Below are 23,842 nucleotides of genomic sequence, written 5' to 3' on the forward strand. Positions count from 1 at the left end.
CCTCCAATTAGGCTTTAATTCGGTCATTGGCTTTTAAGAATGGTAGGTAAAGAAGTACGCAGACGCCAATCAAGAAAATTTGGAATACTGCAGCGCGCCAGTCCCCACCTGTTGCAAGGAAGCCGGAAGCAACAACTGGTGTCGTCCACGGAACCATTACGACTACCTCTGAAATCATATGCAGTTTCGTCGCAAAGTATGCTAAACATAAACAAAGCGGAGTTGAAATAATGAACGGAATCATTAAACTCAAGTTATAAACAATCGGAAGTCCAAATACTACTGGTTCATTAATGTTAAATAGACCAGGAGCTGCCGATAAAGTAGCTATTTCGCGATAATCTTTTCGTTTTGACCAAATAAAAATTGCTATTAACAGCGCAATAGTATTTCCGCCGCCGCCCATAACGCCAAAAACATCACGGAAAGTAGTATTAATAATATGAGGAATCTCTGTGTGATTCGCAAATGCTGTCATATTTTCTTGCATATTTGCCAAAAGAACTGGGTCCATAATCGGGCCTAAAATCCCACTACCAGCAATACCGATAGAATAAAGCATTTGCGAAATTGTCATTAACGTTAGGAACCCTGGAACGCTTGTAACTAGGAATGTTAATGGCTCCTGAATAATTGCGCTAATTAAAGAATACAAATTCAAGCTGAATAATGTCACTACTAAGAATGAAATAAACGCAAAAATAAGTATTGTTAACATTGTCGGAATAAGCACATTGAATGATTTAATTACTGCTGGAGGTACGCTATCCCCAGAAATATGGATCTTCATTTTCTCACTCTTAGAAAGGCGAATGAATACTTCTGTTGCAAGAAGCGCCGTTACAATCCCAACGAACATGCCCGCCGAACCCATCAAGGCTATTGGTAATACTCCAGCAACTTCCACAGATTTCTCTGCACCAATCGGCACAATTTCTGTTACAGCTGGGATAAAAATAACAATAAGTGCAATGGTCATTAACGCTGGTGCAAACGGATTTTCAAACTTCCGATTTTGCGCTAAAAAGTAAGCAACCGATGCCCCAATTAAAATAGTAATAATCCCTAAAGTCCCGTTTACAATACTGTTACCTAGCCCTTGCCAAGTCGTAAGTGTTTCGGAACTGATAATCGCCGACATAAAACCATCCGGCTTAATAATGACGTTATTAATTAAAACCATGAATCCTGCTAACATAATAAAAGGTAAAATAGTAGCAAATGCATCACGCATAGACTTTAAATGAATTTGATTTCCAAGCTTCTGCGATAACCAACTTAATTTCTCGATGAACTTTTTCAATTTTCATACCTCCTTTGATATTACAATAAGTGTAGCGCTTTCTTTTTGTTAAATAAATCTAGTCTTTTTCCGCATCTGCATTTTACATGCGGAAATTAAAAAAAGACCCGTTAACTTTTTCCTTTTAAAAAAGTCTAACGAGCCTTCTAGTTATAATGTTTGTAACACACGCATAAATTCTTCAAAACTCGTCACCCGTTTTAGCTCTCCCATTGCTTTCGGACTTTCTACTAAATTACTAATTAATTCATACACAGTCGCAAGCTGCTTTTGCTGCTTATTTTTCACTGCTAACATAAAAATAACATGTGCCTGGTCTTCCTCGTTCCAATTCACACCTCCGCCACTAGCAATACATACTCCGATAGCTGTTTCTTGAACATTTGCCTCAATTGGGTGCGGTGCCGCAAGCCCATTACCTAAATAAGTCGGCACAATTTCTTCCCGCTCAAAAAGTGATGGCAAATAGTCCTCGCCAACAATATTGCTTTCCAACAAAAGATTCGCTAAATCTATCAGCACCTGCTCTTTATCCTTTTTATCAGTAATTAAAAACAGTGATTCCTTAAAAACCTTGCCCACTTCAAATTGGTTCTTCGCCTCATCTTGATTCATTAACGCAGTAATATTACGAATATCCGCCTTTGTCAAAAATGGCGACACTTGAATAAATGGATGCAACTTCATTCGTAGTGGCACAGTAGAAATAACAAAATCACACGTCGTTCCACTCTGTTCATATTCTTTAAATGAGTACACACCAACTATTTCAAGTGTATTCTCAAACTCTTTTCGTACTTTAGATTCCAAAAGTTGGGATGTGCCTAAACCCGAAGCACAGACAATCAACACTTTTTGCTTTTCAGATACTATTTCTTTATCTAGACCATATAAAAAGTGAATAGCCAAATAGCCTACCTCGGCTTCGTCTACATTTGTTTTTAACTCCTGCTCAAGCACCTCTTTAGCAACCAATCCTAATTCAAAAGCTAGCGGATAATTAGCCTTTAGATTTTTCAAATAGGGATTTTGAATATTCATATTGAATTTAATCCTGTTAATTGCTGGCTTTAAATGTAGCGCAATATTTGAAATCATTTTTTGATCTCGTTTAAAGTCGTAACCGTACAGCTCTTTAATCTTCGCTAACATCTTATCAACGATGATATATTCTCGGTAATTATTAAAATCGCTCTTTCTGTTTTTCGAACTAAGATGTAGCAACAGATAAGCAGTCTCACTTTCTGGGAAATGAATTCCTTCTAAAAGATTTATTTCTTTTATAATACCTTGAGCCGCCCGTAATTCAGGCATACTAAATTCAATATCTTCCAAATCTGTTGCTGGCACATAACAGTTATCTTTTACACGACATACAGCTATTGCGATATGAATGATTAAATTTTTAACCGAGATATCCGTCATATGAATATTATATTTAGCTACATGAGAAACAATAATCTGCTCCATCATTTCCAAATTAACTTCTCCAAAAAAATTTCTTTCCGCTTCTGTAATAAGCGGACTAGTGGACTCCACTAACAAATACCTTGAAAAACAAAATCGGATAGCGAGTTCTGCGCCAGTAATTCTAATTCCGTAGCCAGCTCGTTTTTCCACTTTCAGATCATTTTCTTTGAGTTTTCGTTTAACTTCTAAAATATCCAAATTTATCGTAGACTTACTAACAAAAAGTTCTTCTGCTAACGTTTCAAGCTTTACATAGTCATTTTTAAGTAATAAATATCGAATAATATAATCTGCTCTGTCCTCTGCAAACATCGGTACAATATTCATATTAGCTCTTCCCACCGAATCATCCAAAAGAGCTTCGCGAAGCGCTTTTTCATCACCAATAACTAGCCGATACCCTACACCAGACAGTGATTCAATTTCGTTTCCACCTATAGTCAATATTTGATTAATTCCTTTAATGTCATTTCTAATTGTCCGAGGGTTAACAGCCAATGCTTCCCCTAATTCTCTACCACTAATAAACTCCATCTTCAAATAAAGCATATGAACTATTTGTTTCCATCTTGGTAATGATAATTTTGAAGCACTCACGTAGCTCCACTCCTCACGACAATTAATTTAAGCTATTTCATTCTGATTATAAGCCTATCACCTGATAACGACAAGTCTTCCAGAAATAGTATCAAGTATTCTAATAAAAATCAACATCGCTAAAACGCCTTTGCAACAACCTTCAAGCTAAAAAAGTTTCACGTGAAACATAAAAAAACGAAAACCCTAAAGAGGATTTCCGTTTTCATTTCACTTATTTTAAATCAGCCACATGCTCTTCAAGGTTAACACCAGTTCCCGCAGCAACTCGACTAGCGAATTCCGGATCTACTTGATAGAAATTACGTAAGTTGCGGATTTTAATATCCTCACGCACTGCAGACCAATCGTCAACAATGTTTTTCACAAGCGCCGCACGTTCAGCATCTGAATAGCGATCCCATACTTCCTTTGCATGACCAAAGTTATTTGGTTTTTCAGCAATCAGACGACCAGCCACATCACCACGAATTTCCTGCTCCGGTTCGATAAATGCTGGATTTTCTTTTGGTTCTGTATCATAGCTATTTGGCTCATAATTAATCGAGCTCGTTTGTTGTTTAAATGGCATATGACCGTCACGTTGGTTGTTAGCGACAGGCGCTTTCGGGCTGTTAATTGGCAGTTGCAAGTAGTTAGGACCTACGCGATGTCTTTGCGTATCTGAATACGAGAATAAACGACCTTGCAACAAGCGATCCTCCGAAGGTAGCATTCCGCGTACAAGTACACCAGGGTTAAACCCAACTGATTCTGTCTCCGCAAAAATATTATCTGGGTTGCGGTCTAGCGTCATTGTTCCTACGTGTTCATAAGGAAATACATCTTCAAACCAATCTTTTGTTGCATCTAATGGATTAAAATCAAAGTTATCCAAGTCTTTCGGATCCAACACTTGCACGTATAAATCCCACTCTGGATAGTCTCCATTTTCGATTGCTTCATACAAATCACGGCTTGCATGGTTAAATTCTTTTGCTTGAATTTGAGAAGCTTGCTCCGTCGAAAGGTTCACGATTCCCGCTTTTGGAACCCAGCGCAGTTTTACATAGACTGTTTTGCCTTCTTCGTTAATCCATTTGAACGCATGAACACTCGAGCCACGTATTTCGCGGTAAGAAGCCGGCGTTCCTTCATCACTGAATAAGTATGTGATCATCGTCGTAGCTTCCGGCGTAAGGCTAAAGAAATCCCAGTAACGGTTGCCATCTTGAATATTTGTGCGTGGATCAGGCTTCAAAGAATGAATAACATCCGGAAACTTAATCGCATCACGAATGAAGAATACAGGCAAATTATTTCCGACAAAGTCATAATTCCCTTCTTCTGTATAAAACTTAACGGAGAAACCGCGTGGATCACGTAATGTTTCTGGAGAATGTTGCCCATGAATTACTGTTGAAAAACGAGCAAAAACCTCTGTTTCCGTTCCTTCTTCTTGCAAAAATTTAGCCATTGTATATTTTTTCATGCTTTTTTTAGTGACAAATTTCCCGTGCGCACCAGCACCACGAGCATGCACAACCCGTTCTGGTACTCGCTCTCTATCAAAATGCGCCAATTTTTCAATAAGCACATAATCTTCTATCAAAGTTGGTCCTTTACGTCCCGCTGTCATCGAATTTTGGTTGTCACCAACTGGTACACCTTGATTCGTCGTTAAATTTTTTCTATCTGTCATATGTATATACCTCCATAACCATTTTATATCATTTTTATTTATAATAATTATTAAATGATACTATTTATATTTTAAAGAAGGAATAGACAAACTTCAACTAAAAGGCTTATATATTATCCGTAAGATGTTTTTCATATCATAAAAAGACCACTTCTCTTTTTAAGAAGTGGCCTTTTTTATTCTTGTTCAGCTTTAACTAAAATTTTCTTCACTTTTCGTTCGAATTCGCGGCGGGGAATCATCACACTATGACCACAACCTTCGCACTTAATCCGAATATCCATACCCATTCGTATAATCTTAAACCGATTGGTACCACAAGGATGCGGCTTTTTCATTTCTACAACATCATTTAAATCGAAATGCTTTTTTTCCATAAACATCACAACCTATTCATCATCAAACTGAATATCTAAAATCTCTAAAATGCGATCTAAATCATCATCTGATAAAAATTCAATTTCAATTTTACCTTTTTTATCGCGACGTTTAATCGAAACTGCCGTACCAAATTTATCACGTAATTGGCTTTCGCTTTCACGGATAAAGATAGGAACTCTAGCTGGCTTAATTGTTTCACGTGAAACATTTTCGTTTAGATTGTTTATAACATCTTCTAGTTGGCGAACTGTCAACCCTTGCGCCACAGCCTTTTTCGCAGTTGGGACAATATTTTTCTTGAGTTTTAAACCTAGCAATACACGACCATGTCCGGCAGATAATGAACCATCACGTAGCATTACTTGCACTTCTTCTGGCAATGTCAGTAGGCGAACAAAATTCGCAATGTATGGTCGACTTTTACCAACTCGTTCTGCAAGTTTTGCTTGAGTTAAGCCTAATTTTTTCATAAGGAATTGATAAGATTCTGCTTCTTCTAACGGAGATAAATCTTCGCGTTGCAAGTTTTCAATCACAGAAAGCTCCATCATCTCTTCTTCTGTTAGATCACGGACAACCGCTGGAATTTCTTTTAATTTAGCTTCTTTTGCTGCGCGATATCTACGTTCACCAACAACAATTTCATATCCTTTATCTGTATTTCTTAAAATTATTGGCTGTAAAACGCCGTGAATTTTAATGGAGTCACGTAATTCATTGATTGCTTTTGCATCAAAGATTTTACGTGGTTGATATGGGTTTGGCTTGATTTCTTTTATCGCGATATTTTGGACTGTTTCTTCGTTAGTATCTACATTATTAAATAGTGCATTGATTCCTTTACCTAGACCCTTAGCCATGTGCAACCACTTCCTTTGCTAATTCTAAATAAACTTCTGCACCTTTCGATTTTGCATCATATAACAAAATCGGTTTTCCATGACTAGGTGCTTCACTTAGGCGTACATTCCGTGGAATAATAGTATTAAATACTTTGTTTTGGAAGTATTTTTTCACTTCTTCTATTACTTGAATGCCTAGATTTGTTCTCGCATCAAGCATTGTTAGTAAAACACCTTCAATTTGCAAATCTTCATTTAGATGTTTTTGAACGATTCTTATTGTGTTTAGTAGCTGGCTTAAACCTTCTAGCGCATAGTATTCACATTGAACAGGAATTAAAACAGAATCTGCTGCTGTTAATGCATTTAAAGTCAAAAGCCCAAGTGATGGCGGACAATCAATAATCACATAATCATAATCATCACGGATTGAGTCGATTGCTTTTTTCAATCTAATTTCACGTGAGATAGCTGGAACTAGCTCTACTTCAGCACCTGCAAGTTGAATTGTAGCTGGAATAACATTTAAATTATCCAAGTCTGTCTTTTGCAACACATCTTGAATGGCTACATCATCAACTAGTACATCATAAATACAATGTTCAATTTCACCTTTGTTAACACCAACTCCACTTGATGCATTACCTTGTGGGTCAATATCAACTAGTAACACTTTCTTACCTAAAAAAGCTAGGCTCGAGCTTAAATTCACAGATGATGTCGTCTTACCAACCCCACCTTTTTGGTTTGCTAGTGCAATCACTTTGCTCAATCTTTTTCACCAACCCTTATTTTGTACCGAGATTTCCGGTTCTTTTATCTTCTATTCTACCAAAAGATTTTCATTTAGTCTTACAAAAAGTAAAAATAAATTGAAATTCGTGTTTTGAAAGCTAAAAAATGATGAAAATAACGTTTTGAAAAACTAGAAATGTTTCACGTGAAACATTTTAAAATAAAAAAGCAACCAACCTAAGCTGATTACTTTTCTATCTTCAATCTACAGAGAATGTTGCCTTAACGCCTAGAACTGTGCAGACTTTCTGATACATTCTAAGAGTTAAATCTGGATCTCCGGCTTCTAAACGACCAATAATGACCGGAGATAAATCTGATTTCAACGCTAAATCTAGTTGCGACCATTTTTTCTCCATTCGTTTAGAAAATATATATTTACCGAGGCTCGCCGAAAAACTTTCTAAGTAATGGGCAATGCCTTCATTTTCTAATGCTTTATTTTTCAGTGTTTCAAATTGGTAATCTGAATTACCAATGCTTGTTTCTGCTTCAATACGGCGTAAGAATACGCGTTTTACTTCTTCACGGTAAGAGCTCATTTGATCCGTGAACGGGTTTTTATCTTTAAAATAACCTTTAACGAAGCAATAATAGGTTTCATCTCCACTAAATGCAGTGAAGTAAATTAATCGACAATTTTTATCTTTAAAATGTGCTTTCATCTCTTGAATCGGTTGGTCTACACTTGTTTCTATACGAGTGGTTTGCAGTGAATAAGCTTGACTTTTACCAATGATTAAATGTACATCGGGAAGAATTTGTTTCCCTGTACTAAGTTTTCTTGTTTCTGCTGTCTCTAATTGCAGCAGGCCTTGAAATACTAAAGTGGCCATTAGTGGTTCTTCCACAATTAAATTTTGTAAGAAATCATACGCTTGGAACTCATTTTGTTCGTCTTTCACAAAAATGATTTTTGCCATTCGTTTCGTGATTCCACCCAGAGTTGAGTGAATCACTCCCTCCTTTACAACTTTACCTAATTCTATTGTACTTTTTTCTGTTCAAAATTGCACTTATTTTCTCTAGTTTTTACAAAATAAACCGAATCCACTCGAATTGAGTTGTTTTTCTTTTTGAAAATAAAAAACCCGCTTCAATAAGCAGGTTTTGCAGCTATTTTTTAACTTCTTTCGCTATTTGGTACCAACTGTAAATCTTCACTATTGCAAAGAAAGTATAGCCAAATGCGATGAGATATGCCCCGTAATTAACTAATAAAATGTTAAATCCACTTCCCCATCCGGACTCTTCTGCTACGGCAACTGCTCGGGCATAAGGACTGGTAAAAAAGTAGGTAATATATAGTGGATTAAAACTTAAAATAGCACTTGTAATCGCTATTACGAAAGATGGAAGTACCATCAAACAACTAATGACACCAACTGCATGTCCAATTATCTTCAAAAACCTCACTGCTACACCTCTTATTTCTTTTTAGGAATTTGAATGGTAATTTGATAAAAATCATCTGTTTCTTCTTCGGTGAAATCTAGGTCCATTCCGTTATCTTTGACCATTGTAACCGATTGTTTAATCGTGTTCATAGCGATACGCACGTCACGACTAATAGCTTGGCGTTTTGGTTTTGTTTTTTTAGTAGCTACTGGCTTTTTTACACCTAAAATTTCTTGAATTCTTGCTTCGGTTTGTTTGACGTTCCAATGGTTTTCGGCAATTTCGGCTAAAAGTGCGACTTGTTGTTCTTCTGTTTCTAATGCGAGTAACGAACGAGCATGGCGTTCTGAAATTTGTTTGTTAAGAACCGCTTCTTGGACAGTTTCGGGCAGTTTTAGAAGACGCATTTTGTTGGCGATGGCAGACTGGCTCTTCCCAACACGCTGCGCAAGGGCTTCTTGAGTGACCTCTTGCATGTCCAGTAAGCTCCGATATGCTTTCGCTTCCTCAATTGGCGTCAATTCTTCACGTTGCAAGTTTTCGATTAAAGCAATCGCTGCTACTTCTTCATCATCTAAATTTTGAATGATTGCTGGGATTTTTTCCATTTCTAAAGAAAGTACAGCACGAAAACGACGCTCGCCTGCAATGATTTCATAATAATCCGGTTCCATTTCTCTAACCACAATTGGCTGAATAACGCCGTGAATTCGGATAGTTCGAGCAAGTTCATCAATTTTATCTTGATCAAATACTGTCCGTGGTTGGAATTGGTTCGGGAAAATTTTATCCATAGGAAGTTCTTGTACGCGTTGTACTCCTTCTTCTACTATATTATCTATATCATCCATTTGATTCTTCTCTTTTTTTCCAAATAAACGTGAAAAAGGCATCTGGGTCCTTCCTTTCCGGAACATCTTGGGGTTTCTTAATATATTATGTAGCAATCCGCAAGTCTCTTAAACTATTTTAGCAGAAATGTCAGAGAAAAACACGCTTATTCTGTCGTTTAAATGTGAAAAAAATAGATAGAGCTGCTAAAAATCTACAGCGCTATCTATTTTCTTAATGAAATTCATCTGTAACGGTATTAATGGTTTTTTCCATATTGTCGCGGTAAGACTCATTTTGTAGTAGCATCATGGAAATAATATCCATCACATACATAATCGAAAACTGGCTATTGGCGAAATAGTGTTTGCTTACGAATAAAGTATTATAAACTGGGATGGTCACATCACTAATCTCCGTCATTTCACTGTTTTCAAAGCTAGTGAATGTGGCTACTTTACTTTTGTTTTTCTTAGCGATTTTTAGGGCTGTGACTAGCTCTGGGGTGTTCCCTGAATTGGAGATACCGATAACGAAATCCTCTTTTGTAGTAATCGAACTGGTAATAATCATCATATGCGGATCATTGACGCTAATGACGTTTAACCCCATCCGAATAAGGCGCTGTGACATTTCAACAGCAGTGAGACCAGAACTTCCTACTCCGCAAATATAGACCCGTTTGGCTGCTTGAATATACTGTACAATCTCGCGGATTTTGGCCGGCTCAATCAGCTTCACCGTGTTATCAATCACTTTATGATAAAACGAATAAACTTCTTCAAAAAGATCATCGTAACCAAGCGACGGAACCATTGTGGCTGCTGTGTTAACCCGCATTTTCAAATCAACAAAACTATCACAACGCACATGACGGCAAAACCTCGTTATCGTCGAAATGGACGTACCAGTTTCTTCGGCTAGCTCTTTAATGTTAATATTCTTGAGTTCATCACTTTTTTCTAAAATATACTTCGCAATTTGTTTTTCTTTATTCGGTAATCGATTGTAATTTTGTTGGATTTCATTTAAAATCGTCATCTTTTTCGGCCTCTTTCTGGTTTAAGAAATGATAAAGCGCGCCAATCATCCCTGCTTCATTTCCCAGCTTTGCGAAAGTAATGTCTGCTGTATCGAACATCGGCGAGATTAATTTGGTTGAGATAGCCGCTTTTAGACGCGGTTTGAAGAATGACTCTTCTTCCATTAATCCGCCACCGAGTACAATCACTTCTGGGTTGAAAATATAGATTAAGTTTACTACACCTTCCACTAAATTCTCAATCCATTGCTCTATTTCGATCAGTACATCCGCATCTCCGTTATAGGCCCATTCCATGATTTGACGACCATTTAGTGCATTTACATCCAAATTTTTTCGTGTGGCTACTTGTTTAATTAATGCTTTTGTTGAAGCCACATCTTGAAATCTGCCTTGTGAAAGGTGCATATAGCCCACTTCACATGCTGTAAAAGACGATCCATTTATTAGTTTGTCATTTAGTAACATTGCTCCGCCGATTCCGGTTCCAATGGTCAAACAGAGCACGCTCCCACGCCCCCGTGCTCCACCCAACCAAAACTCGCCAAGACAAGCTGCGTTCACGTCATTTTCAACTGCGCACGGAAGATGAAATCGGTGCTCTAGTTCTGCTTTTATTTCAGTTCCTGTGTATTTGGGAATCGTGTAGCCAGCATAAATAATTTTGCCTTTCACAGAATCCACAACACCCGCAGAGGCCACACAGATGCCTGCTACATCCGTTTTTTCTTGTTCGACAATCCGAATAAGCGCGGGCATGATTTGATTCGCTCCGTCGCTTATAGGCGTCACACAAGACTTAAGCTCGCCCACCCGCTTACCTTCTTGATTAAATTTAGCATATTTGATACTCGTTCCACCAATGTCGACACAAAGATAATTTTCCATTTCTTCACCTCTTTAGTGAAATTATTATCCTTCTTTTGTTAACTCATCGTAAAACGCTTGGCTTGAATTCGCTTCGATCAAACGGGTTACCTTTTCCTCGTCCATGAGCACTTCTGCAAGCTCTGACAACACTTCTAAATGGCTTTCTGAGTCTGTTGCCGCAAGGGTAATAACTAGTTTCACCGGGTCGAACATGTCGCTTCCAAAAGCCACGCCGTCAGCCAGTGTTGCAAAAGTTAGTCCGCCGCGAATGACGCCGAATTCTGGTCGCGTATGTGCTAACGCGATATGTTTAGCAATCACTATATATGGTCCATTATTTTCTACACTTTGAATCATTCCTTCAATATAGCTCTCTTTGATAGCGCCTCGTTCTAGTAAAAGTCTCGCTGACATTTGGATAGCTTCCCGCCAGTCTTCTGCTTTTAAATTTACCTCAATATCCTCTAAAGTTACTCGGTCCAATAACATGCCCGTACCCCCTTATTTATTATATTCAGCCATTATTTCTGTTAAATCTACCTCCGCCAGCGACTCTCGCTCCAAATAGTTCGGGGTTAAATCACTATGTTTTGTTACTTCATTTGGAATGACAAGAACATTGACACCCGCACTGTTTCCCGCCAAAAGGCCATTGCGCGAGTCTTCTACGATAAGAGCCTCCGATGGCTTAACATCCAGTGCTCTCAAAGCTTCTAAAAACAAATCCGGTTCCGGCTTGATTCGCGTAACATCCTCCGCCGTAATAATCGCATCAAAATATCCGAGCAAGCCTAGTCGTTCCAAATGATAGAGTGGTTTTGGTCGCTGCGATGAGGTCGCAAGTGCTAATTTTAATCCACGTTCTTTTAATTCACGAATAAAGCTTTCCACGCCTTCTTTGGCCGGTAAACTTTTACTGTTTTCAATAAACGTTGCTTGTGTTTCCGCTTCGAAGTCTTGTCGGTTAATATCCATTTGCTCTGTCCGATTAAGTTCGCGAAACAAATCGTCCACATTTGACCCAACGCACTGCAAAAACTCCTCGATAGAAAGGTCATAATTCTGCTTCGTTTTAAACCATTCTTTAAAAATTTCATACCAAACTACTTCTGTATCAATAACAATTCCGTCAAAATCCATCACAATCGCTTTTAACATTGTCTTCCTCCTACCCACTTTACTATTCAAAGCGCTCCTAAAAAGAAGCGCTTACAAATAAGTTAATTCTTTTGTTCTCGATCTGCAACTATTTTATCTATTAGTTCTTGATATTCTGGTGCGCCGAGGTAATCCGTTATTTCTACATAATACGCATCTGGTTGCTTTTCTTTGGCTCGGTCGATAAGGGATTTATGCGTCACGACCACATCGCATTCGGTCGGCAATTCGTGGATGGCGATATGGAACACTTTAATATCCTCTAAGCCAGCATTTTTGATTTTTTTCTGTAGCACGGTCGCGCCCATCGCACTAGATCCAAGTCCCGCATCACAAGCATAAGCAATTCTTTTAACATTTTTAAAATTAAAATCATCTACTGTAGATTCGAAAACGGAGGAAATACTGCTCTTTTTGCCTTTAAGGCTTTCCATTTTCTTCGCTGCGTCTTGTAGTTCAGAGTCTTTGTTACCCATGCGTTTAATAAATGGAATGGCGGTAATGAATGTAACTAGTGCCGCACATAGCACCGCAATAAGGATTTTAATGTGATCACCGGGTGCTGCCATCATCATGATTGTGATAATACTACCAGGAGAAGCCACACCAACAAGTCCCGCATTTGTCATTGTTAAAATAAATGTTCCTGTCATACCACCAAGAATTAGCGGTAAAATAAGAATTGGATTCATTAAAACGAACGGGAAGTAAATTTCGTGAATACCACCAAATAGATGGATGACACTTGCCCCGTAGGAAGATGCTTTGGAGTTTCCTTTACCAAAGAACATATAGCCAAGTAGAATTCCAAGTCCTGGTCCAGGGTTTGATTCTAGTAAGTAAAGCACTGATTTCCCTGTTTCTGCGAGTTGCAAGGTGGCTAGTGGACTAAGAATACCTTGACCGATCGCATTATTTAAGAATAGTACTTTGGCTGGCTCAATAATTAAAGCCGTTAGCGGGAGCAAATGATTGTTAATTAACACATCCACGCCACTTGCTAATACTTTTGTTACAGCTTCGACCATTGGAGCAATTGCCACATAAGAAAATAGTGCTAATCCCGCTCCAATTATCCCAATCGAAAAGTTGTTAACTAATAGTTCAAATCCAGCTGGAATTTTTCCATCAATACGTTCATCAAATTTTTTAAGTACCCAAGCAGCGAGCGGGCCCATTATCATTGCGCCGATAAACATGGTTATATCCGAACTAATAATTGCTCCCATTGTCGCAACAGTACCAATAACTCCGCCTCGGTAACCGTGAACCGCTCGACCTCCAGCAAAGGCAATAAGAAGTGGTAACAAGTAATTTAGCATTGGTGCGATGAACCCTTTTAACATCTCAGAGCCTGTAGCCACCCCAATTGCCGTTAAAATACCCCAAGCCATAAAAGCTCCTAAATTCGGAATGACCATACCACTTAGCTTACTCCCAAACTTTTGTACATGTACCCGAATAGACATATTTCCCCCTCCAATCATATGTGTGGCGCTATTTTATAGTGATACTTCTTTCCCCTCAGAAATCGAACGTTCAATCGCATCTACTACTCGTAAGGAATCATACGCTTCTTTTGGTGTAATGATTGATTTTGTGTTATTCGCAACGTTATTAATAAATGCCATTACTTCTTCTGCCAAATCGCCGGAAACTTCGCCATTTGTGTAATACCAATGTCTTGAATCCGGATAAGATACCCCTTTTTCACTAACAAAACGAACACCATGGTCGCAAGAGTCTACATATGCTACGCCTTTTGTTCCGACTAATTCAAGTTTGTCGTCAATGATGGTTGGTGAATTTTCTGGCAAGACCCAGCAAGCTTCCAGGCAAGCAATTGCGCCATTTTCGTACGTAACAATGGCATAAATCACATCATTCATGCCGTATTCTTTTAGCAATACACTGCGGCTTTTGGCAATAACTTTGACTGGCTCGCTATCCATGTACCAGTTAATATAATCAATATCGTGAATCATTACGTGCATACTTAAATCAGAAGCACCTATGTAACGCTTTGGCCCGGTAATTGGGCTGTTACGACGACAATAAAGATGAATAATATCACCCAATTCGCCGTTATCGAGGCGCTGTTTAATCATATTAAAACGAGGATCAAATCTGAGTAAAAAGCCAACTGTAAACACTTTGTCGTAGTCTTTGGTCAGTTCATACATTGCTTTGCCGTCTTCCAGTTCTTTTGCAAGTGGTTTTTCGAGTAAAATGTGTTTTTTGTATTTTACAGCTTCTTCCACGCAATCACGGTGCATATTATCAGGTAAAACAATGCTCACAGCTTCAATCTCCGTATTTGCTAGGAGTTCGTGGTAGTCTTTGTATGCTTTACACTGAAATTTTTCTGCCATTTCGGCACGTCTTTCATCGTTGTACTCACAAATTGCTACTAACTCTACTTGCGGAAGTTTTTGGTAAATTTCTGCATGATACTGCCCCATTTGTCCAACGCCAATTACGCCAACTTTGATTTGCTTTGTCATATCACTTACCTCTTTCTTCTTGAATTTTTTGGATTTCGTTTGTAAAGCGGGTGGTTATTTCCTGTGGCCGAGTTACTGCGCCGCCAACAACAACGGCATAACAACCTAACGTAAGAACTTGTCGTGCTTTACTAGGCGAATCGATTTTCCCTTCTGCAATCACTGGGCGCTTCGTACTTTTCAAAACTTCTTTTAAATGGGAGAAATCGTCGTCGCTGATATTTTTATTCGCTGTTTCTTCGGTGTAGCCGTAAAGTGTCGTGCCAATTAAGTCGAAACCGAGGGAATCAGCGTAATAAACGTCTTCAATACTACCTGTGTCTGCCATGAAAAGCGTGTTTGGAAACTCTTTTCGAATGGCGCTTAGTATTTCTTTGAGGTCTTCGTTATGTGGTCTTTTTCTCGTTGTTGCATCCATCGCAACAATTTCTACTCCCGTTTCACATATTTCTCTGACTTCTTTTAAGGTTGGTGTGATAAATACGTCCGAATCATCGTAGTCTTTTTTGTAAATACCGATAATGGGGACGTCGATCTCACTTTGAATCGCCCTAATATCTTTTGCAGTATTTGCTCGAATACCGACAGCACCACCTTGAACTGCGGCCAGAGCCATTTTCGACATGATAAATGCACTATGAAGTGGTTCGTCTTCTAAAGCTTGGCAGGAAACCACTAACCCGCCTTTGATTTTTTCCATAACAGAATTGCCCACTGATACTCCTCCTCTATACTGTGTTTCAGTGTAAAGTATGCGTTTTCAAACAGACTATATCATAAGAAAATGATTTTATCAATATCAATTAAATGAAAATGATTTTCATATTTTAGTGTGGATAGTTGCGGAAACTAGCTTTAAAAAATGACGTTGCTGTTAAAAATAAAAAGTCCTTTCGTTTGAAAGGACTTTGTTAGTTTATTCGATTGGTAATTTGTTGGGTGTTCCTGGTTTGCGTGGATATTTGTTAGGTGTTTCTTTTGTTTTCGTGATGACGTAAATATTGCGCTCGCTTTCTTCTACTGGTAGGGAGAAAGCGAAGTGTTCCTCGACTTTTCCGCCAAATAGTTTGATGGCTTTTTCGGCTGTTTGCAGCTCTTGCTCGGCTTGGGCTGCTTTCATTACTAGGAACGAACCGCCTTTTTTGACAAGTGGCATGCACAGTTCGGATAATACGCTCATTCTTGCTACGGCACGTGCGGTTACAAGGTCGTATTTTTCGCGGTGCGCTTTGTTTTGACCAAATATTTCAGCGCGATCATGGTAGAAATGCACATCCGTTAGGCCTAATTTTTCTGCTAGCGCATCAAGGAAAGTCATGCGTTTTTTCAAGGAATCCACGATGCTCACTTTTAAATGTGGGAAGCAGATTTTAATTGGGAGACTTGGAAAACCAGCGCCAGCCCCGACATCACAAATAGTATCGAACTTAGTAAAGTCTACATAAAACGCGGCAGAGATAGAATCGTAAAAATGCTTTAAATACACTTCTTTTTCATCAGTAATGGCCGTTAAATTCATTTTTTCGTTCCATTCTACTAACATTTCGAAGTAATCGTGGAATTGTTTTAGTTGCGTGTCGCTTAGTTCTATTCCTTTTTCAGCAAGTGCTGTTTGGAATTGTTCTGGGTTCATGTTTTTTCCTCACTTTATTATCGCGAATTTGCCATGTTTAGGATGTTGGAACGTGTTGGTTTATACTTTAAAACTGGCTTATACCGTAGATTTTCTATATTTTAGCTCATTATTTTCAAGTATAAGTATTTTCGTCCTTTTTAGCAAGTTCGTATTACGTTTAACAATGATCGAACTTGTTGGCATTCTCTTTAAAACTCGCTTTGGCCTTTGTAACCCATTTGCCTTTTGCGGTAGTGGAAAGCCCGTCTATGTAACTTGTACAATTGCTTTTTATATCTTCTATTTTGTCCTGCTTCATCATTTTTAACATTTGCTTGCGGTTTTCTGACGCGGTGTAGGTTTGTCTAGCCACAAACATCCAAATAAGGTTTATTTCTAGGCTTTTTCGTGACTCCAACAAATCCGCTCTTAATTTATCTATCATGGTATCAATCACGTTCCTTTTTCAGCTGATGTAGTTCTTCTTCATAAGCAGTCACTTGCTTCTTATAAAGGGTTTGATGTTCTTCGGACTCATTTTCTAAATGTGTTACTGTATTTTTTACCATCCATTCGCCTTCTTCTTGGATAGAACTGATTAAATGGTAGGCTTTTGGTAAATCTTCTGATGCGTCATAATCTCTTTTTTGATAGATATACCTGATTTTTTCAGAAAGATTTTCAAGTTCTTGGTTAAAACGCCATTTTTCTTGGGATGCGCCGTCCATCGCTTCGGCTAATTGTCGTCTTTTTCTATTAAACTCCTCATCTAAATTCTCGATTTTTAGCAGTAGTTGTCTTTGTTTATCCATACATGCTCCCTATCTGTTTGGCTAATTCTTGGTCGGTTTTTAGCTGGCTTTTTATGGCTTCGTTGATTTGTTCTAGCAATTTATCATATTCTTGTTCTATTTTAGTTGCTTCGGCTAATGATTTTTCGCAGTCTTGCACTGTGTCTATCACAATTTTTGATTCTGTTGCATTGCCAAGTGCGAGTGCCGTGAGTATTTCTGATTCAGATAGCTTGGAACCGATGTCTCTTGCGTCCGAAAGTGTGTCCCGCCACAACTCTTCGGCATTCTCGATTGCTTTATCAAACATATCTTTTAAGTCTTTTATTTCGCCTTGAATCGTTTGCTTCATTCCTTGTGTAATCGCGAGCCCCTCTGCCGCATCTAAGAATATTTCTTCCGATGAAGATAGGGCACCTCCACTTTTTGAGAAGTTTGTTCGCATAATATTAATTGCTGCTAATTGCTGAGCTGTTGCGTATTTAGCTAATCGCAAGCTTCCTTCTTTATTTGTTAGGACATTTCCATCTTCGTCGAATTGATAACCACCCCACATATGTTGCTCAACCATACCAGCTTTTTTCGACTCAACCTCTATTAAATGGCCAATTGTCGGGTCTCCGATACCATAACCAATTGGCACATAATCCTTCCTGTCAACAAAATTAAATAATCTATCTAAAGCGTTTATTGCTTTTACGGTATCTTGTTGTTTTGGCGTTAGGTTGGAGTAGATATTCGGACCTTGGTAGAAGAAACCCCCGCTGATGCGTTTGATGTCTTTTTTATCTAAGTCTGCGATAGCGTACTGGGCGTTCATGGAGCCTAGAGAATGACCGTATACGTAGATTTGAGCGTTTGGGTAGAGTTTCATGGTTTGTTTTAAGGTTTCTGCGGAGGTTTTTAGTTGGGGTGTTACTGTGGATCCTCCGCCATTTGTGATTTGGATTGCAGTTGGAATATCATTACTTAACCAATCCTTCCTCACATCTTTATAATCTGGATGTTTTGGAACATTAAAGTTTCCATTAGCCGGTGCGGTAGAACCTTTGTAAAGGATTGTTAGTTCTTTTACTTTGTTTCTTTCGCTGATGGAGGCTGTGGGTGGCGTGTATTTGTCTGTGATGATGTAGGATTGTTCCCCGGTTGATTTGTTGTTGATTTTTTGGGATACGATTCCGATGGTTTTTTCTTTTTCATCAGAGGCGGGGATAATCACTTCTTTCTTAATCTGCAATGGATCATACTCTTTTTTTGCCAATCTGACTCTGTCTTCATCTGTAATGACTTGATTCATTTATTTTCCCTCCATCTCCCCAATAATTTGGAAAGATTTTCAGATAAACTCGCTCCACCTCCATTTAGCTTGCCATCAAAATTATCCAGGGTATATGTTATATCTAGTTTTGAATCCTTATTTATAATTAATGTAACATTTATCCCTCCCATAGGATTTCGCTCGATACTGTTCTTATCGATTTCATAAGACTGTATTTTTCCTTCTTCTGTGAATGCTTTTGCATCCAAGTTTGTCAGCCTTTTTTCGAATACTTGTTTCGCTTCATCACTATAAACTACATTCATCATTTCTTTATTTAATTTCTCTTCATCCATATAGAATTTCACCCCTAAACCAAAAATGGTTATTACTGTAATTGCTAGTACTATTATCCATCTCTTTTTCAACTTTTCACCTCTGTTGTATGATTTTATTTGTAGGTCTATTTTATCACATGTTAGAAATTTTCACTTTCTTTTTTTCAGTCTTTTAACGTTTGTTTAATTTCTTAGTTAGTATTGGCTTGACTATCTTAACTCCCTTTAAGTTCTAATTTCTTTGTAAGGTCTTTAGATATGCTAGCGCCACCACCGTCTAATTTGCCGTTATGTTTTCCTAAAGTATAGGTAACATTCCACTCTAAATCCTTATTTATAATTAAAGTAACATTGATTCCTCCCATTGGATTTCTCTCTATACTTTCTTTATTAATTTCATATGATTGAATTGTACCTTCTTTCGTGAATGCTTTTGCATCCAAGTTTGTCAGCCTCTTTTCAAATACTTCTTTTGCTTCATCACTATAAACCACTTGCTTCATTTCTTTGTTTAATTTCTCTTCATCCATATAGAATTTTACCCCTAAACCCAAAATGGTCATCACTGTAATTCCTAGTACTATTACCCATCTCTTTTTCAACTCTTCACCTCTGTTGTACGACTTTTTATTTGCCGGTCAATCTTATACATGTTAGAAATTTTCGCCTTCTTTTTTCAGTCTTTTAACATCTATGATTAGTATTGGCGTAATTCATTAACTCTCTTCTAGTCCATAAGAAGTTTATCAAGATTTCCCGATGTAACTGAAGCTCCACCGCTCAATTCTCCATTAAAATTGTTCATAGTATATTTTATATATAATTCTGGATTTCCGTTTATAATTAAAGTGACATTGATTCCTCCCATTGGATTCTCCTTTATACTTTTCTGATCTATTTCATACGATTGAATTACACCTTTTTCTGTAAAAGCATCTGCATCTGCGGCTTTCAATCTAACTTCAAATACCTTTTTCGCTTCATCACTATAAATCACATTCATCATTTCTTTATTTGATTTCTCTTCATCCATATAGAATTTTACTCCTAAACCAAAAATAATCATTATTACAATTCCAAATAGTATTATCCATTTCTTTTTCAAATCTTCACCTCTGCTGTAAGCCTTTTTATCTATGGGTTAGTTTTATTATATGTTAGAAATTTCCGTCTTCTTTTTTCAGTCTTTTTGCTTATTTATTTTCTTCCCAACGTCCTAACAGCTTGGAAAGTTTTCCAGCTATACTTGCGCTTCCACACTCTAATTTGCCATTAAATTTATCCAAAGTGTATTTTATATACAATTCTGGATCTTCGTTTATGATTACTGTAACATTAATACCTCCCATAGGATTGTGATTAATACTTTTTTCATCAATTTCATATGATTGAATTACGCCCTCTTCAGTAAATGCTTTTGTATCTAAATCTTTTAAGTCTGTGTAAAAAGCATTATTCGCTTCACCACTATAAACAACCTTCTTCATTTCTTCGTTTAATTTTTCTTCACCCATATAGAAATTCACCCCTAGACCAAAAATCATCATTATTGCAATTCCAAATAGTATTATCCATCTCTTTTTCACACATTCACCTCTGCCTTATGTCTTATATGTAATCCTATTTTATCTTATTGGAAGATAAGAAAAAACCACATTGTTCAGCGGAAATTTCAGACTTAGATGGTAAGTTTGAAGTTTCCGTGAACATGTGTTTTTGGTTGTAGTAGTAATCCAATTTTCACTTACGTACTTTCGCAATTTGATATTACTCAATCCAGTCTAAATATTGAATGTCAATCACTTATAATATCATGTCAATTAAATTCAGAAAAAGAACCTAAAAATCCGCATTTTTTTATTTTCAGTTTAAACTCATTATGTTGTTGTCGGTCATAACTATGGAGATACCATATCATATTTTTAGAATTTAAATGTTTAAATATTTCCTTAACATAAATCAAATCGACTTCTCCAAAAGAAAAACCGTATGAATAAATAGAATCAATTTCTCCCTCTAAGTTCTTAAAAAAGTACGATTTTTCTTCAATAATTCTATCTGTGGGTTTCTTTAAGTTTTCATTCATAGAATTTATATAGGTATCTTGATGATAACTTTGTTCCTCTATTCGTGAGGTATTATTGTGGCCTATCACAGGGGAAGTTTGATTTCCGTGTATGTGCGTCACCTTCTCTGCCTCATATAAATTTTCCAGAGTTTCTGTATAATTAAAAGTTAGAAAAACATCATGTTCTTTGTCAATTAATTCCAAAATAGAATAATAGTTATCTAAATTGAACACAGAAAAGCAATTTTCCAGAGTAGGGATATTATTTATCCATTCAGAGAAAAGCTCAGGTAATTTTAACATTACATTACTTAAATCATTATATGCATCTTCATAATTATTTCCCGTATGAAAAGGATTTATATCCCCTTCCTTATCATATTGAATTTCTATATCCTCTTCTAACAAAGCATAATCAAAACGCCCAATAGCTCTTTCAAAATCGCTCCAGTTCTCTCCCCCGTCTTCAGAACCATTCCTTGAACAACTATCACAAATCATGAAATCAATTATTTGTGCACAATCTTCAATTTTATAACATATCTCACCATCGTAATCTGTAGAAGCAGGTAACCACAGACTAGGATATACATCGTGTTCATATAAATATGTAGATCTAAGGTACTCTTTAAAATGATTAAAAGTAGATGGAACCCCATGTGCTAAATCAAACCCATTCCCTATAATAAACAACTTATTTATAATGCTCACTTCCTATCTCTCGCTAAGGATAAGTTCCTCGTTTATTTTAATAATATATACTACTAAGACGATTAGTAAATAAAAATAATCATCCTCGTTTTCGTCTACAATAGATCCATGTGAATATTTGTTTCTTATACCCAATGCATTGTCAAATTCAGAATTATTAAGGATATAGTTTAGATAGTCTACCTCAGGTTTGGCAAAAAAAGTATTCTCATAAATTAATAATTCCTCTTCAATCATTTCATCTATCTCTTGTTGTTGATATGCCAACTCTTTATTAATATCCAGTTTTTTATCCGAATGGTAATAATGAATAACCCCATATTTATAAATATTAGAAAAAATACGGATTCGTAATAACTGCTTTTCAGTTATGAATATATCTCCTTTTTTATCAATCGAAATAATATAATTATCAAGTAAAAATTCAATATCTAATCGTTGATAATTATGAAAATCATCTTTTTTAATTTTATTATTAACTATTAGTTCTACAAAATCATCTCCATTTATCTCTTTAGTTATATACGTTATATGTGATTGATCTGAAAAAAGTAAATACATAACTCTGAGAATGGCTTTATTATTCTGATTTATATATATATATTTCCTGTCTAATCTACTCTTTAACGACTTAAGCGTTGGCGTTTCTTCTAGTTCGAATAATTCTTTATCTATTTCATTTTCCTCAATGTATAGTTTCCATTGTTTTCTTAATTGTTCCTCTATAGTAACTAAGTTTTTAGTCTGAATATGAATTTTTTCTGACTTGTTCGTAAAATCTATTGGTAGCCAGTTTACAAGAAAGTATTCCTTACTATATTCCGAAAAAAAATAAACTATCAGTTCTTCTATTCTTATATCAAAAATCTCTTGTAGTTTATCCTGATATATTTTAAAGCTTATTAACATCAAGATATTTTTACCATTGAAATAAAAACTTGTTTCATAATTTTTATTAGTATGAATCCCCAATAACTTTTTCATTAAAGTTGAACTTTCGATGTTAGGAAAGCTACATAAATTTAAAATCCAATTTCCTGTGAAAAAACCATTAAAATACATCATATACTCTAGTAAATTTTCTTTGGATTTTTCTTTTTTTAAATAGTCAATGTCAATTAAGTTTTTAAAATCTTCTTTCGCCATATCATACTTTTCTTTGTCTGAATAAATAACTATTGATTGCTCTATTCCATTATTTGCATTACCATTTTCATCACTAAAAATTTTCTTCTCTATTTGCGCACATCTTTTCCTAGACTTTAATTTTAATTTAGCATCAATTTGAAGTTCCTTAACACCTTGAATTCCTTGTCCAACCAAATAAAGATAATTTAAATCAGCTGTCTCACCCTTTATATATAGTTCGCAAAGATTATACATTTCATCTTTCGTAATGTTGTGAGGAATAAAATACCTAGTTTCGCTAGGAGTATAGTTATCTAAAACTAATTCGATATTTCTTGCTTTCGCAAGAAATATATCCTTTATTACAGTAGGATAATGTTTCACAAAATAATTAGTTTTCAAAAAATATTCAACAGGGATTTCGTATTCTTTAAAAAAGCATCTCATGTCATTTTCACAAATTCTCACATCTAATTTATGCTTTTCAAAGCATTCTAAAAAGTCTTCTTTATAAAGAGTGTCACTATACTTGTCCATATCAGTATATTTTACTACATTTCCACCTAAATCGAGATTATTTTGAGCAAAAAAATACTTAAAACATTCTAAAACATCTTGTTTTGATAACTCTCGGAAAAATTGATTAAGTTTTCTGTTAAGTATACTCTTAGTCTCTTTAATCTGCTTATCTGATAAATTGACAGGATAAGTTTCTTTACTCATGAATTTCAAAATATTATATACTTCTAGCATATCCAAAAGATTGTTTGTTTCCATGTCTTCACTAGACACGATAAGTTCTTTCAACCTCTTAAAATGATAACAGCTAGATATATCTGATGAACTATAAAATTTAATCCGTTCCATACTATACTCACCTCTTTTTAAATTTATTTTAACAAATCGTTAAATATTATAAGAAATAAGCTTCTTCTCTTACTCTTATAATAATATCAGTTCTTGAATTATCTTCAATAGCTTTTTCACGCACTTACTGTAGATTATATTTCTTCATCTATATTGGATGTCATTCTCTAAGAAAATAATTACTCCCAACGCTT

The 23,842-nt window shown here is 36.4% G+C and carries 26 protein-coding genes; all 26 read right to left on the reverse strand.

The genetic code is table 11. From position 1 onward, the window contains the following. Positions 1–7 precede the first annotated feature (7 nt). Positions 8–1,303 carry a PTS sugar transporter subunit IIC gene (locus tag AB2Q86_RS14840; RefSeq protein WP_003722142.1) on the reverse strand — a complete coding sequence of 432 codons (1,296 nt, stop codon included), beginning with the start codon at positions 1,301–1,303 and terminating at the stop codon, positions 8–10. A gap of 150 nt (positions 1,304–1,453) precedes the next feature. Next, complete coding sequence (locus AB2Q86_RS14845) at positions 1,454–3,370, reverse strand: BglG family transcription antiterminator (protein WP_012582282.1); 1,917 nt, start codon at positions 3,368–3,370, stop codon at positions 1,454–1,456. Between the two features lie 214 nt (positions 3,371–3,584). Next, positions 3,585–5,051 (reverse strand): catalase, encoded by a 1,467-nt coding sequence (locus tag AB2Q86_RS14850; protein ID WP_012582281.1) that lies wholly within the window; start codon positions 5,049–5,051, stop codon positions 3,585–3,587. A gap of 176 nt (positions 5,052–5,227) precedes the next feature. Continuing rightward, positions 5,228–5,434, reverse strand: coding sequence for a DUF951 domain-containing protein (locus AB2Q86_RS14855; protein WP_003728659.1), 207 nt, complete (start codon positions 5,432–5,434; stop codon positions 5,228–5,230). Positions 5,435–5,440: 6 nt separating this feature from the next. Next, positions 5,441–6,292, reverse strand: a complete 852-nt coding sequence (locus AB2Q86_RS14860) for a ParB/RepB/Spo0J family partition protein (protein ID WP_012582280.1) — start codon at positions 6,290–6,292, stop codon at positions 5,441–5,443. Next, complete coding sequence (locus tag AB2Q86_RS14865) at positions 6,285–7,046, reverse strand: ParA family protein (RefSeq protein ID WP_003722150.1); 762 nt, start codon at positions 7,044–7,046, stop codon at positions 6,285–6,287. The genes AB2Q86_RS14860 and AB2Q86_RS14865 overlap by 8 nt, the downstream gene beginning before the upstream one ends. A 223-nt stretch (positions 7,047–7,269) precedes the next feature. Next, the gene (locus AB2Q86_RS14870) at positions 7,270–8,028 is read right to left on the reverse strand and encodes a helix-turn-helix domain-containing protein (RefSeq protein WP_003728661.1); all 759 of its coding nucleotides are present in this window, start codon (positions 8,026–8,028) and stop codon (positions 7,270–7,272) included. Positions 8,029–8,185: 157 nt separating this feature from the next. Further along, positions 8,186–8,485, reverse strand: a complete 300-nt coding sequence (locus AB2Q86_RS14875; protein ID WP_003722152.1) for a hypothetical protein — start codon at positions 8,483–8,485, stop codon at positions 8,186–8,188. Positions 8,486–8,496: 11 nt separating this feature from the next. After that, entirely contained in the window at positions 8,497–9,360 is an 864-nt protein-coding gene (gene noc / locus AB2Q86_RS14880) for a nucleoid occlusion protein (protein ID WP_003728664.1), read from the reverse strand. A 172-nt stretch (positions 9,361–9,532) separates the two neighbouring features. Beyond that, positions 9,533–10,339 carry a MurR/RpiR family transcriptional regulator gene (locus tag AB2Q86_RS14885; protein WP_003728665.1) on the reverse strand — a complete coding sequence of 269 codons (807 nt, stop codon included), beginning with the start codon at positions 10,337–10,339 and terminating at the stop codon, positions 9,533–9,535. After that, positions 10,323–11,228 carry an ROK family protein gene (locus AB2Q86_RS14890; protein WP_012582278.1) on the reverse strand — a complete coding sequence of 302 codons (906 nt, stop codon included), beginning with the start codon at positions 11,226–11,228 and terminating at the stop codon, positions 10,323–10,325. Before AB2Q86_RS14890 ends, AB2Q86_RS14885 begins: the two co-directional genes overlap by 17 nt. Positions 11,229–11,252: 24 nt before the next feature. Further along, positions 11,253–11,699, reverse strand: coding sequence for a PTS sugar transporter subunit IIA (locus tag AB2Q86_RS14895; RefSeq protein WP_012582277.1), 447 nt, complete (start codon positions 11,697–11,699; stop codon positions 11,253–11,255). A gap of 12 nt (positions 11,700–11,711) precedes the next feature. Next, the gene (locus AB2Q86_RS14900; RefSeq protein ID WP_003725343.1) at positions 11,712–12,368 is read right to left on the reverse strand and encodes an HAD family hydrolase; all 657 of its coding nucleotides are present in this window, start codon (positions 12,366–12,368) and stop codon (positions 11,712–11,714) included. Between the two features lie 62 nt (positions 12,369–12,430). Next, complete coding sequence (locus tag AB2Q86_RS14905) at positions 12,431–13,837, reverse strand: PTS mannitol transporter subunit IICB (protein ID WP_012582276.1); 1,407 nt, start codon at positions 13,835–13,837, stop codon at positions 12,431–12,433. Between the two features lie 33 nt (positions 13,838–13,870). Next, a complete protein-coding gene (locus AB2Q86_RS14910) occupies positions 13,871–14,872 on the reverse strand; it encodes a Gfo/Idh/MocA family protein (RefSeq protein WP_012582275.1) in 1,002 nt (333 codons plus the stop codon). 1 nt (position 14,873) lies between these two features. Further along, the gene (locus AB2Q86_RS14915; protein WP_003732140.1) at positions 14,874–15,587 is read right to left on the reverse strand and encodes an N-acetylmannosamine-6-phosphate 2-epimerase; all 714 of its coding nucleotides are present in this window, start codon (positions 15,585–15,587) and stop codon (positions 14,874–14,876) included. 201 nt (positions 15,588–15,788) lie between these two features. After that, complete coding sequence (rsmG, locus tag AB2Q86_RS14920) at positions 15,789–16,505, reverse strand: 16S rRNA (guanine(527)-N(7))-methyltransferase RsmG (protein ID WP_012582274.1); 717 nt, start codon at positions 16,503–16,505, stop codon at positions 15,789–15,791. A gap of 160 nt (positions 16,506–16,665) precedes the next feature. Beyond that, on the reverse strand, positions 16,666–16,932 hold the full coding sequence (locus tag AB2Q86_RS14925; RefSeq protein ID WP_003728672.1) for a hypothetical protein: 267 nt from the start codon (positions 16,930–16,932) through the stop codon (positions 16,666–16,668). Between the two features lie 4 nt (positions 16,933–16,936). Beyond that, positions 16,937–17,299, reverse strand: a complete 363-nt coding sequence (locus AB2Q86_RS14930) for a hypothetical protein (protein ID WP_012582272.1) — start codon at positions 17,297–17,299, stop codon at positions 16,937–16,939. Continuing rightward, a complete protein-coding gene (locus tag AB2Q86_RS14935) occupies positions 17,292–18,575 on the reverse strand; it encodes an Mbeg1-like protein (RefSeq protein WP_012582271.1) in 1,284 nt (427 codons plus the stop codon). Before AB2Q86_RS14935 ends, AB2Q86_RS14930 begins: the two co-directional genes overlap by 8 nt. Continuing rightward, on the reverse strand, positions 18,572–18,964 hold the full coding sequence (locus tag AB2Q86_RS14940) for a DUF1310 domain-containing protein (RefSeq protein ID WP_012582270.1): 393 nt from the start codon (positions 18,962–18,964) through the stop codon (positions 18,572–18,574). Before AB2Q86_RS14940 ends, AB2Q86_RS14935 begins: the two co-directional genes overlap by 4 nt. 125 nt (positions 18,965–19,089) lie before the next feature. Then, the gene (locus AB2Q86_RS14945; RefSeq protein WP_041176594.1) at positions 19,090–19,476 is read right to left on the reverse strand and encodes a DUF1310 domain-containing protein; all 387 of its coding nucleotides are present in this window, start codon (positions 19,474–19,476) and stop codon (positions 19,090–19,092) included. A 125-nt stretch (positions 19,477–19,601) separates the two neighbouring features. Continuing rightward, positions 19,602–19,979 (reverse strand): DUF1310 domain-containing protein, encoded by a 378-nt coding sequence (locus tag AB2Q86_RS14950; protein ID WP_014589154.1) that lies wholly within the window; start codon positions 19,977–19,979, stop codon positions 19,602–19,604. A gap of 88 nt (positions 19,980–20,067) precedes the next feature. After that, positions 20,068–20,460: a DUF1310 family protein gene (locus AB2Q86_RS14955; protein ID WP_014589155.1), complete on the reverse strand. Its 393-nt coding sequence runs from the start codon at positions 20,458–20,460 to the stop codon at positions 20,068–20,070. A 230-nt stretch (positions 20,461–20,690) separates the two neighbouring features. Continuing rightward, the gene (locus tag AB2Q86_RS14960) at positions 20,691–21,653 is read right to left on the reverse strand and encodes a bacteriophage abortive infection AbiH family protein (RefSeq protein ID WP_012582266.1); all 963 of its coding nucleotides are present in this window, start codon (positions 21,651–21,653) and stop codon (positions 20,691–20,693) included. A 3-nt stretch (positions 21,654–21,656) separates the two neighbouring features. Continuing rightward, positions 21,657–23,648: a hypothetical protein gene (locus tag AB2Q86_RS14965; protein ID WP_012582265.1), complete on the reverse strand. Its 1,992-nt coding sequence runs from the start codon at positions 23,646–23,648 to the stop codon at positions 21,657–21,659. Positions 23,649–23,842 lie beyond the last annotated feature (194 nt).

Origin of the sequence: Listeria monocytogenes, from assembly GCF_041765605.1 — a bacterium.
GTDB classification, from domain to species: Bacteria; Bacillota; Bacilli; order Lactobacillales; family Listeriaceae; genus Listeria; species Listeria monocytogenes_D.